Source organism: Ramlibacter sp., assembly GCF_050250995.1.
GTDB lineage: Bacteria > Pseudomonadota > Gammaproteobacteria > Burkholderiales > Burkholderiaceae_C > Ramlibacter.
On record NZ_JBFWNP010000016.1, the window covers coordinates 1 to 12,005 of the forward strand.

Here is a 12,005-nt window from a genome sequence, read left to right on the forward strand (position 1 = left end):
CCGTGCCCGACGCCCGCGTGTGGGCCGTCGTCAAGGCCAATGCCTACGGCCACGGCATCGAGCGCGTCTTCGATTCGCTGCGCGGCTCGGACGGCTTCGCGCTGCTCGACCTCGATGAGGCGGAGACCGTTCGGCGGCTCGGCTGGCGCGGGCCGGTGCTGCTGCTCGAGGGGGTGTTCGAGCCGCGCGACCTGGAGCTCTGTTCGCGTCTGAACCTCTGGCACACGGTCCATTGCGACGAGCAGATCGACATGCTCGCCGCGCACAAGACGCAGCAGCCGCACCGCGTGTTCCTCAAGATGAACTCGGGCATGAATCGACTGGGCTACGCGCCGCAGCGGTATCGCGCGGCCTGGGCGCGGCTGTCGGCACTGCCCCAGGTGGAAGAGATTTCGCTGATGACGCATTTCAGCGATGCCGATGGCCCGCGCGGCATCGCGCACCAGGTGCAGGCGTTCGCCGAGGCCACGCGCGACCTGCCGGGCGAGCGCAGCGTGTGCAACAGCGCCGCCACGCTGCGGCATGCCGCCGACCCGCAGGTCCGCGGCGACTGGGTGCGGCCCGGCATCGCGGTCTACGGCAGCGCGCCGGACTTTCCCGAGCACGACATCGCGCACTGGGACCTGCAGCCGACCATGACCCTGTCGACCCGGGTCCTTGCCGTGCAGACGCTGCGTGCGGGCGACACGGTCGGCTACGGCTCGAGCTTCACGGCCGACGCGGCCTTGCGCATTGGCGTGGTCGCGTGCGGTTACGCGGACGGCTATCCGCGGCACGGCACGACGGGCGCGCCGGTGCTGGTCGACGGGGTGCGCACGCGGCTCGTCGGTCGGGTGAGCATGGACATGATCGCGGTCGACCTCACGCCGGTGCCGCAGGCGGGCTTCGGCAGCGAGGTCACGATGTGGGGACGTGCAGCCAACGGCACCGTACTGCCGATCGACGAAGTTGCACGCGCCGCGGGCACCTTGAGCTATGAGCTGATGTGCGCGCTGGCGCCGCGCGTGCCGGTGGTGGCCGGCGACTGACCGTCATTCCCGCGCAGGCGGGAATCCAGGGCGTCCACGATTCCGTCGCCTCATTTCTTCCGCATCCCCAGCGCCATCACCGCGCCGACCACGACAAGCGCGCCCAGCACCTGCACCGGCGCGATCGCCTGACCCAGCACCAGCCACGCGAGCACGAGCGCGAACACCGGCTCGACGTTCATGATCGCCGAGTTGCCGACGACGCCGAGCCGGGGCAGCACGGTGAACATGATCGTGAACGCGGTGCCGTACAGAAAAGTCAGCAGCGCCAGCCCGACCCAGCCCGCCGTCGCGGTGGGGAGGTGGAAGCCGCCCTGCATGCCGACGGTCGCCAGGGCGACGAGCCCCGCGATGCTCATCGTCGTGCCGGTGCGCACGCGGCCGTCCACCTCGCCGGCCTCGTGCTGCGTCAGCACGAGCGCCAGGCCGAATACGCCGGCGGCGGCCAGGCCGAAGCCGACGCCCGTGCCGATGCGCGACCACTGTCCCGATGCGCCGAGCCCCGACGCCGCGCCGGACACGTCGAGCGCGAGCGCGAGTCCGGCCAGGATCACCGGCATTGCGACGAGCATCGCCTTCTCGGGCCGCTGGCGGTAGACGACGCCGGACCAGATCGCGGCCCAAATCGGATAGGTGTTGAAGGCGAGGAGGGCGAGGGCGACCGGCAATCGCGCGACGGATGAATACAGGCACAGGCTCTGCAGGCCCACGAGCAGACCGATGACCGGCAGCACCCACGGCTTGCGCGCATTGAACCGGATCGGCACGCCCTGCAGCGCGAGCAGCGCGAACACCACGGCCGCCGTGACGCCACTGCGAACCGCGACCGCCGTCGCGACGTCGAGCCCGTTGTTGAACGCGACGCGCGCGGCGACGTGGTTCGCGCCCATCATGAACGCGATGAGCAGGAGCGTGGCGAAGGCGGTGCCGGTGAGGGCGCGCATCGCCGCTAGTACAGTCCGCGTTCGCGGAAGAACAACCGGCTCAGGCCCAGCAGTGCGTCGGTGAACGGCGTCGGCGTCTGCGTCAGCTCGCCAAGCTCCTTCACGACCGTCACCAGGGCGTCGAGCTCCACCGGCTTGCCGGCTTCCACGTCCTGCAGCATCGACGGCTTGAAACTGCCGAGCTTGCGCGTGACCGTGTGGCGATCCTCCGGGTCCTGATCGATGGGGATGCCGATGCGCGAGCCGATCTCCCGCGCCTCGAGCATCACGCTGGAAATGAACGCGCGCACGAGCGGGTCGTCCATCACCTTGTCGGCGGGCGCGCCGGTCATCGCGCTGACCGGGTTCACGGTCATGTTGCCCCACAGCTTGTACCAAGCGTCGCGCTGGATCTGCGGCGAACCCTCCACCTCGTAGCCGGCGCGCGTGAGCAGGGCCGCGAGTTCGGTCAGCCGCTCGCTCGCACCGCCCGCCGGCTCGCCGACGATCAGCTTGTTGCCGAAATGGTTCTTCACCCGGCCCGGTGCGGGCACGGAACAGCTCGCATGCACGACGCAACCGACGATGTGCCTTGCGGGAATGGCGCGCGCAATGCGGCCATCGGTATCCACGGTCTTCAATCGCGTTCCCGCGAAGCGGCCGCCGAAGCCCTCGAAGAACCACCACGGCACGCCGTTCATGGCGGTGAGGACGATGGTGTCGGGTTTCAGCAGCGGTGCGATCGCGGAGGCGACCTCGACCATCGAAGGCGCCTTCACGGCGATCACCACCAGATCCTGCGGGCCGAGATCGGCGGGCGATGCGCTCGCCGCCACGCGCGCGGCGATGCGCTCCTGCGGGCCTTCGAGCACGAGTCCGTCGCGCGCGATAGCCTCGAGCGCCGCGCCGCGCGCGACGACGCTCACGTCGCAGCCGGCGTTCGCGAGGCGCGCGCCGATCCATCCGCCGATGGCCCCCGCGCCGTAGATGCAGGCTTTCATTGCTTGTAGGACGGATCGCGACGATCCACGAGCCGCGTCATCGCATCGAAGACGTCGCGGCCGCCGCCGAAGCGGGCGTCGAACTGGAACGAGTCCTCGGTCGTCTTCCGCGCGACCGGCTCCGGGATGTCGATCGCCGGCCCGAGCGCCGCCTGCATCACCTGCACCTCGCACGCGCGCTGCAGCGTCCACAGGCGCGCGAACGCGAGCGGCAGCGTCGGCGCCCAGGACAGCAGGCCATGGTTGCGCAGGATCACCACGGGCTTCTCGCCGATGTTCTTCAGGAGGCGCGGCGCCTCTTCCGCATGGATCGTGATGCCCTCGAAGTCGTGATACGCGACGAGCCCGTGCAGTTGCGCCGAGTAGAAGTTGTTCTGCGCGAGGCCGGTCTTCGTGCAGGCGACCGCGAGCCCGGCCGTCGTGTGCGTGTGCATCACGCAATGCGCGTCCGCGATCGCCTCGTGGATGGCCGAATGCACCGTGAAGCCGGCAGGGTTGACGGGATGCGGGTTGTCGTCGAGCTTCTTGCCGGCCGTGTCGATCTTCAGCAGATTGCTCGCCGTCACCTCGCTGTAGTGCAGGCCGAAGGGGTTGATGAGGTACTGCTTCCTGCCGTCCGTCGCCGACGCGGGCAGGCGCACGGTGATGTGGTTGTAGATCATCTCGGTCCAGCCGAGCATGTCGAACACGCGATAGCACGCGGCCAGCTGCACGCGCGCTTGCCACTCGTCAGCGTGGAAGCGGCCTTGCGAGTTCACTGAACGACCTCGGGCTTGAAGGTCTTGGCGAGCTGCGCCGCGCCCCGCCACATCACCTGGTGGTCGGTGCCCACGGCCACGAACAGCGCGCCCAGTTCGAGATAGCGCTTGGCCTGCGTGATGTCCTGCGTCAGGATGCCGGGCGCCTTGCCCGTCTTCACGATGCGGCGAATGCCGTCTTCGATGGCCGCCTGCATCTCCGCGTGTCCGGGGTTGCCGATGTGGCCGAACGACGCGGACAGGTCGCCCGGTCCGATGAAGACGCCGTCGACCCCGTCGATCTCCGCGATCGCTTCGATGTTGGCCAGCGCCTCGCGCGTCTCGACCTGCGCGAGCAGGCACACCTGGCCGTTCGCGGCCTTCGGGTAATCGGTGTAGCGCCCCCAGCGCGAGCCGCGCGCGCCGCCGATGCCGCGCACGCCCTCGGGCGGGTAGCGCATCGAGCGCACGATTTCCTTCGCCTGCTCGGGCGTGTCGACCATCGGGACCAGCAGCGTCTGCACGCCGAGGTCGAGGTACTGCTTGATGAGCGCCTGGCCCACGTGGCCGTGGCCCATCGGAATGCGCGCGACGGAATGCGTGCCGGGATACGCCGCGACGGCCTGGGCCTGGTGCAGGATGCTGTTGAGATCGTTGGGCGAATGCTCGCCGTCGATCAGCACCCAGTCGAAGCCGGCGCCGGCGGCGATCTCGGCGACGATGGAGCTTCCGAGGCCCATCCAGAAGCCGATCTGCGGCTGCTTCGCGGCTAGCGCTTGCTTGAACGTGTTCACGGGCGTTTGCATGTCGTTTCCTCGGTGTGCGTTCAGGTCTTGTTGAACAATGGGTGCAGCGTGCTGTGCTTGCCGTCGTAGACCTGCCCCGGGCTCTCGTCGACCTGCAGCGTGATGCCGATCAGGCTCTGCTCGAACATCGGCGCGAAATGCTCTTTGACGGCGGTGAACAGCGTGTCCCCCGCATTCTGCTTCACCTCGGCGCTGCGGCCGCCGGCCATGCGCACGTTGAGGTACACGAATGCGTAGTCGCCCTTGCCGTCGGCCACGGCGTAGTGCGTCGCCGGATAGGCGAGCACGCGCGTGCCGCCGGTGGGAAACACCTGCTTGCCGGCTTCGTCGCGCACGGTGAGCATGGCGTCCGCGACCGTGCGGCACAGCGCCGTCATGTCGGTCAGCTTGTCGACATTGGGGGTGTAGAGGATGACGCAGTGGGGCATGGCTCTATCGTCTTCAGGAAAGCGGCGTCACGGGGAACACCGCGTTGATCTGGCCCGTTCCGGAACTGCCGAAATACGGGGTGAGAACTTCGGCGGGCGCCTCGTAGCGGTCCCAGCCGAGCAGGCCCAGGAGCATCGCCGTGTCGTGCATGTCGCCCTCGCCCCAGCACTTCTCGGCGTACATGGGCAGCATGCCGATGAAGGTCTTCCAGTCGCCGCGCTCCCACAGTTGCAGCACCTGCCGGTCCACCTGCTCCAGGAACGGGTCGTAGACCTTGTGCATGAACTCCGGCGCGCGGCCGTTGTCCGCGAAGTGGTGCGAAAGCGACCCGCTCGCGAACACCGCGACCGTGCCGTCGTAACGCTCTTCGATCGCGCGCCGCACGGCGAGGCCGAAGCGCCCGCTTTCGGCGAGGTCATGCCAGTCGCACCATGCGCTCACGCAGATCACCTTGTAGTGCCGGTCCGCGTTCATGTAGCGCATGGGGACGAGCGTGCCGTACTCCAGCTCCAGCGTCGTGTCCGAATGCGCGCGCGTCTTCACGCCCATCTCGTTCGCGACCTCCGCGATCATGTGGCCGAGCGCCGCATTGCCCGGATACGCATACGGCAGGTTCTTGATGAAGTGAGGCAGCTCGTTGCTCGTGTACACGCCCTCGAACTTCGGCGCGCAGTTGATGTGGTATTCGCTGTTCACCTGCCAATGCACGTCGAACACGACGAGCGTGTCGACGCCGAGCGCGCGGCAGCGGCGGTCGATCTCCCTGTGGCCGTTGATCGCCGCATCCCGGCACCCGAAGTTCGGCCCCGGGAACTCCGACAGGTACATCGACGGGACGTGCGTGATCTTGGCGGCGAGCGCGAGCTGGCCCACGGTCAGACACCCCAGTGCGGAATGTGATGCGACCCGAGGGACACCGCGACGTTCTTCGGCTCCAGGAACACTTCGTAGCTCCACGTCCCGCCTTCGCGTCCCGTGCCGGAAGCCTTGGTGCCGCCGAAAGGCTGGCGCAGGTCGCGCACGTTCTGGCTGTTCACGAAGCACATGCCGGCCTCGATCTGCGCGGCGACGCGGTGCGCGCGGCCGATGTTCTCGGTGAAGACGTAGCTCGACAGGCCGTACTGGATGTCGTTGGCGATGCGCACCGCGTCGGCCTCGTCCTCGAAGGGGATCAGGCAGGCGACCGGACCGAAGATTTCGTCCTGCGCGATCTTCATGCGGTTGTCGACGTCGGCGAAGACGGTGGGCACGACGTAATTGCCCTTCTTCACGCGATCCGGGAGTGCCGGCACGTCGAGCCCGCCGCACAGCATCGTCGCGCCTTCCTTCACGCCCGCCTCGATATAGCTGCGCACCTTCGCGAGGTGCGCCTGCGAGATCAGCGGGCCGATGATGGTCTTCTCGTCGAGCGGATCGCCCACGGCGATCTTCTTCGCGCGCGCCGTGAACTTCTGCGCGAAGTCCGCGTAGATCGACTTCTGCACGAGGATGCGGCTGCCGGCCGTGCAACGCTCGCCGTTGTTCGAGAAGATCATGAACACGGCGGCGTCGAGCGCGCGGTCGAGGTCGGCGTCGTCGAAGATCACGAAAGGCGACTTGCCGCCGAGCTCCATGCTGAACTTCTTCAGCCCCGCTTCGCGCACGATGCGGTTGCCCGTGGCGGTGGAACCGGTGAACGAGATCGCGCGCACGTCCTTGTGACGCACGAGCGGCTCGCCGGCCTGTCTGCCATAGCCATGCACGATGTTCAGCACGCCCGGCGGAATGCCGGCCTCCATCGCGAGCTCGCCGAGGCGCGCGGCCGTGAGCGGCGACAGCTCGCTCATCTTCAGCACCGCCGTGTTGCCGAAGGCGAGGCAGGGCGCGACCTTCCAAGTGGACGTCATGAACGGCACGTTCCACGGCGAGATCAGCGCGCACACGCCGACGGGGTGAAACAGCGTGTAGTTCAGGTGCGTCTCGGTGGGATAGGTGTGGCCGTCCACGCGCACGCACATCTCGGCGAAGTAATAGAAATTGTCGGCCGCGCGCGGCACGAGCTGCTTGCCCGTCTGCGCGATGACCTGTCCCGTGTCGTTGGTCTCGGTCTGCGAGAGCTCGGGCACGTGCGCGGCGATCAGGTCGCCGAGCTTGCGAACGAGCTTCGCGCGCTGCGGCGCGGGCAGGCCGGCCCACTTCGGAAACGCGGCCTTGGCAGCGGCCACGGCCGCATTCACTTCCGCTTCGCCGCCGGAGGCGACTTCGGCCAGGGTCTCCTGCGTCGCGGGGTTGACCGTCTCGAGGTAGTCGGTGCCGGGGACGGACTTGCCGTCGATGAGGTGTTCGATGCGCATGGGTGTCTCGTCAATCGTTGCTGTTGATGAGGGCGCCGGGGCTCACGGAGCCTCCAGCGCGATGAGTTCGTCGAGCAGCCCGTAGAGCTGCGAAAGCTTGTCCTTGCCGAGCGAGGTCTCCAGCCATTCGTAATGCGCAGCGACGGTATGCGACAGCCGGTCGACCAGCCTGCGGCCCTTGGCCGTGGCCTCGACGACGGTGCGGCGCTGGTCGGCGGGATCGCGTTCCCGGCGCACGAGCCCGTCGCGCTCCATGCGCGCCAGCACGCCGGTGAGGCTGGGGCCGAGGATGAAGGCCTCCCTCGCCACGCGGCCCACTTCCACCGTGCCGTGCTCCCCCAGGACGCGCAGCACGCGCCATTGCTGGTCGGACAGCCCGTGCTCGCGCAACCCCGGCCGCGTGTGGGCCATGACCGACTCGCGCGCCTGCAAGAGCAGGCGCGCGAGGTTGCGGTGGGTGAAGGTAGTGGCCATGGGCGGTGGGTATTTAACATGTTAAATGATTGCGATCCGCCGATCAAGACCTCCGCATAGCGGACGCTGAGGGCCCTGCGGGGGCCATTCGGGGAACGGCGGCCCGGCAAGGCAGGCTTCGCACCCCGCCTACACTCCCGCCCATGGCCAAAGACAAGCCCGCCTACACCTGCACCGAATGCGGCGGCATCTCCGCCAAATGGCAGGGCAAGTGCCCCCAGTGCGGCGCGTGGAACACCCTCATCGAATCCGTGAGCGAAGCCGCGGGCCCGCAGCGCAACCGTTTCGCCTCGCTCGCGCCGGCCTCGGCCGTCGCGGTCCTCGCCGACATCGAAGCCGCCGACGTCGCGCGCACGCCCACGGGCCAGGGCGAACTCGACCGGGTGCTCGGCGGCGGCATCGTCGAAGGCGGCGTCGTGCTGATCGGCGGCGACCCCGGCATCGGGAAATCGACGCTGCTCCTGCAGGCGCTCGACGGCCTGCAGCGCGCCGGCGTGCCGACGCTCTACGTCACCGGCGAAGAGAGCGGCGCGCAAGTGGCGCTCAGATCGCGAAGGCTCGGCCTCGACAACTCGCAGGTCCAGGTGCTCGCCGAAATCCAGCTCGAGAAAATCCTCTCCACGATCGCCGCGCAGCAACCCGCCGTCGCGGTGATCGACTCCATCCAGACCGTCTACTCCGACCAGCTCACTTCCGCCCCCGGCAGCGTCGCGCAGGTGCGCGAATGCGCGGCGCACCTCACGCGCGCGGCCAAGGCCGGCGGCACCTGCATCATCCTCGTGGGTCACGTCACGAAAGAGGGCGCGCTCGCCGGCCCGCGCGTGCTGGAGCACATGGTCGACACCGTGCTCTACTTCGAAGGCGACACGCATTCGAGCTTCCGCCTCGTGCGCGCCATCAAGAACCGTTTCGGCGCCGTCAACGAGATCGGGGTCTTCGCGATGACCGAGCGCGGCCTGAAGGGCGTCGCGAACCCGAGCGCGATCTTCCTCTCGCAGCACACCGAGCCCGTGCCGGGCAGCTGCGTGCTCGTCACGCTGGAGGGCACGCGGCCGATGCTGGTGGAGATCCAGGCGCTCGTCGACAGCGGCGGACCGAGCCCGCGGCGGCTGTCCGTCGGCCTCGACCGCGACCGCCTCGCCATGCTGCTGGCCGTGCTGCACCGCCATGCGGGCGTGGCCTGCATGGACCAGGACGTGTTCGTCAATGCCGTCGGCGGCGTGCGCATCAGCGAGCCCGCGGCCGACCTCGCGGTGATGCTGGCCATCGCGTCGTCGCTGAAGGGGCGGCCGCTGCCCAAGGGCTTCATTGCCTTCGGCGAGGTCGGGCTCGCCGGCGAGGTCCGGCCCGCGCCCCGGGGCCAGGAGCGCCTGCGGGAAGCCGCCAAGCTCGGCTTCTCCATCGCCATCGTGCCCAAGGCCAATGCGCCCAAGGGATCGCCGCGCGAACTCGAAGGCCTGGCGATCCACCCCGTCGAACGGATCGACGAAGCCCTGGACGTGCTGCGGACGCTGATGTAAGTCGAGTGGCCTACGCAGTCGCCGCAGCGCGACGGTCCGCCGGGCGAGGACAATGCGGGCCATGAATTTCCGCAACATCGTCGTTCCCATCCTCGGCGTCGTCGCCGTCGTGGTGGGCTATCAGTCGTATGGGTGGTCCGGCGTCGCCCTGGTGACGGGCGGCATCGTCATGTGGATGCTGCTGCACTTCACCCGGATGATGAAGGTCATGCAGCGCGCCTCCGGCCGCCCCATCGGCTACACCGACAGCGCCGTCATGCTCAACGCGGTCCTCAAACCCGGCGTCAACCTGCTGCACGTCATGGCCCTGACGCGCGCGATCGGCGAGCAGTTGTCCGAGAAGGACGCCCAGCCCGAGGTCTTTCGCTGGACCGACAACGGCCAATCGCACGTGACCTGCGAATTCGCCGACGGCAAGCTCGTCAAGTGGACCCTTTATCGGCCCCCGGAGACCGCCCAGTAAAATCGAGAGCTTCGCTGTACTCTTCCCTCCAAAGGACACCCCATGAGCCCCGCAGCTCCCTCGATGGCCGACCGTGACGGCAAGATCTGGATGGACGGCGAGCTCGTCGACTGGCGCGACGCCAAGATCCACGTGCTCACCCATACGCTGCACTACGGCTGCGGCGTGTTCGAAGGCGTCCGTGCCTACGACACCGTCGATGGCACCGCGGTCTTCCGCATGCACGACCACACCGAGCGCTTCGCCAACAGCGCGAAGATCCTGCGCATGCCGCTGCCGTTCTCGAAGGAGCAGTTGAACGAGGCGACGCGCGAAGTCGTCCGCGTCAACAAGCTCGAGAGCTGCTACATCCGTCCGCTCGCGTGGATCGGCTCGCAGAAGCTCGGCGTGAGTCCCAAGGGCAACCAGATCCACGTGATGATCGCCGCCTGGGCCTGGGGCGCGTACCTTGGCGAGGAGGGCCTGAAGAACGGCATTCGGGTCAAGACCTCGAGCTACACGCGCCACCACGTGAACATCACGATGACGCAGGCCAAGGCCGTGTCGAACTACAGCAACTCGATCCTCGCGAACATGGAGGCGCTGGACGACGGCTACGACGAGGCGCTGCTGCTCGACAGCTCGGGCTTCGTGTCCGAAGGCGCGGGCGAGAACGTCTTCATCGTGAAGAACGGCGTGATCTACACGCCCGACCTGTCGGCCGGCGCGCTCAACGGCATCACGCGCAACACCGTCTTCGCAATCGCCCGCGATCTGGGCCTCGAGATCGTGCAGAAGCGCATCACGCGCGACGAGGTGTACATCGCCGACGAGGCGTTCTTCACCGGCACCGCCGCCGAAGTGACGCCGATCCGCGAGCTCGACCGCATCGAGATCGGCATCGGCCGCCGCGGCCCGATCACCGAGAAGATCCAGAACGCGTTCTTCGACATCGTGAACGGCCGCAACCCGAAATACGCCGAGTGGCTGACCAAGGTATGAGCGCCACCGACCGCAAGGCGTCCGTCGTCGAGCTGCTCGCGAAGGACCTCAACGCCAACGGCGGCGTGTTCTGCCCGAGTCCCATCGCCGGCATGAAGCTCTGGAACGGCCATCCGCGGATCTTCCTCGACGTGGCGGGCACGGGCGAGGCGAAGTGCGCGTACTGCGGGACTGTCTACAAGCTGAAAGAGGGCGAGCACTTCGACGGTGGTCATTGACCCACTCCCGAAGCGGCCTGCGGGAAAGACATGAAAGCCCCGCACGCCCTCGGGCACTCCCTCGTCATCGCCCCCCAGTGGATCGGCGATGCGGTCATGACCGAGCCGCTCATGCGCCGCCTCGCGGCGCGCGGCGAGCGATTGACCGTGGGTGCGCTTCCCTGGGTCGCGCCGGTGTACCGCGCGATGCCGCATGTGGCGGATGTCATCGAGTTTCCTTTTGCGCATGGCGGGCTGCAGCTGCGGGCGCGCCGGACGCTCGGCCGCGAACTGAGCGGGAAGTTCGACACCGCCTACGTTCTGCCCAACTCGATGAAGAGCGCGCTGCTGCCGATGCTCGCGGGAATTCCGAAGCGCGTGGGCTATCTCGGCGAAGCGCGCGTGGGCCTGCTCACGCACCGGCTGAAGAATCCGAAGACCAGGCCGCCTATGGTGGCGTTCTATTCGGCATTGAGCGGCGAAGCCGGCATCGAGTCGGACCGGCCCCGGCTCGTTTCGCGCGCGGAAGAGATCGAGCAGGCGCTGCGCAAGCACGCGCTGAACGAGGCGGGCTACTACGTCTTCGCCCCCGGCGCCGAATACGGCCCGGCGAAGCGCTGGCCCTCGCGACACTATGGCGACCTGGCGCTTCGGCTCGACGCACCCGTCGTCTTGCTCGGCTCAGGCAAGGAGGCGGCGCTGTGCGACGAAATCGCCGCGCATGCGCCCGGCAGATGCCTCGTGCTCGCCGGACGCACCTCGCTCGAAGAAGCCTTCGCGCTGATCGCGGGTGCGCGCGCGATCGTCAGCAACGACTCGGGCCTGATGCACGTCGGCGCGGCGCTCGGCGTGCGGCAGGTCGCGCTCTTCGGCTCGTCGAGTCCGCTGCACACGCCGCCGCTCAATGCGCTCGCAAGCGTGGTCTGGCTGAAGGAGGATCCGGCCTACGCGCCGCCGCTCGATTGCGCGCCCTGCTTCGAACGCGAATGCCCGCTCGGGCATCTTCGTTGCCTGAACGACATCGCGCCGCAGCGTGTGGACGCGCTGCTTTCCGCCGAAACGCCCAGTCGCCGCGGGTGATCGGCGCGGGTCAAAAAAAACAGCCACCTCGCG

The 12,005-nt window shown here is 68.2% G+C and carries 14 protein-coding genes; 6 read left to right on the top strand and 8 right to left on the bottom strand.

The genetic code is table 11. The features are described 5' to 3' along the window. Positions 1–1,028 (top strand): alanine racemase (alr, locus tag AB7E83_RS12610; RefSeq protein WP_428569892.1); only part of this gene is annotated, 1,028 nt, incomplete at its 5' end. A gap of 50 nt (positions 1,029–1,078) precedes the next feature. On the opposite strand, the gene AB7E83_RS12615 is transcribed toward alr, so the two are convergent. From AB7E83_RS12615 to hpaR, 8 genes are read right to left on the bottom strand one after another with little or no spacing between them, the layout of a single operon-like run. Then, complete coding sequence (locus AB7E83_RS12615; protein WP_428569895.1) at positions 1,079–1,972, bottom strand: EamA family transporter; 894 nt, start codon at positions 1,970–1,972, stop codon at positions 1,079–1,081. 5 nt (positions 1,973–1,977) lie between these two features. Then, a complete protein-coding gene (locus AB7E83_RS12620; RefSeq protein WP_428569898.1) occupies positions 1,978–2,952 on the bottom strand; it encodes a 2-dehydropantoate 2-reductase in 975 nt (324 codons plus the stop codon). Next, entirely contained in the window at positions 2,949–3,710 is a 762-nt protein-coding gene (locus AB7E83_RS12625) for a class II aldolase/adducin family protein (protein WP_428569900.1), read from the bottom strand. The genes AB7E83_RS12620 and AB7E83_RS12625 overlap by 4 nt, the downstream gene beginning before the upstream one ends. Next, positions 3,707–4,495, bottom strand: a complete 789-nt coding sequence (locus AB7E83_RS12630) for an HpcH/HpaI aldolase family protein (RefSeq protein WP_428569902.1) — start codon at positions 4,493–4,495, stop codon at positions 3,707–3,709. The genes AB7E83_RS12625 and AB7E83_RS12630 overlap by 4 nt, the downstream gene beginning before the upstream one ends. Before the next feature lie 20 nt (positions 4,496–4,515). After that, on the bottom strand, positions 4,516–4,923 hold the full coding sequence (locus tag AB7E83_RS12635) for a 5-carboxymethyl-2-hydroxymuconate Delta-isomerase (RefSeq protein ID WP_428569905.1): 408 nt from the start codon (positions 4,921–4,923) through the stop codon (positions 4,516–4,518). 13 nt (positions 4,924–4,936) lie between these two features. Next, complete coding sequence (gene hpaD / locus AB7E83_RS12640) at positions 4,937–5,797, bottom strand: 3,4-dihydroxyphenylacetate 2,3-dioxygenase (RefSeq protein ID WP_428569908.1); 861 nt, start codon at positions 5,795–5,797, stop codon at positions 4,937–4,939. A gap of 2 nt (positions 5,798–5,799) precedes the next feature. Then, positions 5,800–7,257 (bottom strand): 5-carboxymethyl-2-hydroxymuconate semialdehyde dehydrogenase, encoded by a 1,458-nt coding sequence (hpaE, locus tag AB7E83_RS12645; RefSeq protein ID WP_428569911.1) that lies wholly within the window; start codon positions 7,255–7,257, stop codon positions 5,800–5,802. 42 nt (positions 7,258–7,299) lie between these two features. After that, positions 7,300–7,731, bottom strand: coding sequence for a homoprotocatechuate degradation operon regulator HpaR (gene hpaR / locus AB7E83_RS12650; protein WP_428569914.1), 432 nt, complete (start codon positions 7,729–7,731; stop codon positions 7,300–7,302). A gap of 143 nt (positions 7,732–7,874) precedes the next feature. Here hpaR and radA point away from each other — a divergent pair, with 143 nt between their 5' ends. The 5 genes from radA (at position 7,875) to waaF (ending at position 11,972) form a co-directional block, all read left to right on the top strand. Further along, positions 7,875–9,251, top strand: a complete 1,377-nt coding sequence (radA, locus tag AB7E83_RS12655; RefSeq protein ID WP_428569916.1) for a DNA repair protein RadA — start codon at positions 7,875–7,877, stop codon at positions 9,249–9,251. Between the two features lie 61 nt (positions 9,252–9,312). After that, positions 9,313–9,714, top strand: coding sequence for a glycerate kinase (locus AB7E83_RS12660; protein ID WP_428569919.1), 402 nt, complete (start codon positions 9,313–9,315; stop codon positions 9,712–9,714). A gap of 42 nt (positions 9,715–9,756) precedes the next feature. Beyond that, entirely contained in the window at positions 9,757–10,695 is a 939-nt protein-coding gene (locus AB7E83_RS12665; protein ID WP_428569922.1) for a branched-chain amino acid transaminase, read from the top strand. Then, complete coding sequence (locus AB7E83_RS12670) at positions 10,692–10,913, top strand: zinc-finger domain-containing protein (protein ID WP_428570095.1); 222 nt, start codon at positions 10,692–10,694, stop codon at positions 10,911–10,913. Before AB7E83_RS12665 ends, AB7E83_RS12670 begins: the two co-directional genes overlap by 4 nt. A gap of 30 nt (positions 10,914–10,943) precedes the next feature. Then, positions 10,944–11,972, top strand: coding sequence for a lipopolysaccharide heptosyltransferase II (gene waaF / locus AB7E83_RS12675; protein ID WP_428569925.1), 1,029 nt, complete (start codon positions 10,944–10,946; stop codon positions 11,970–11,972). Positions 11,973–12,005: the final 33 nt, after the last annotated feature.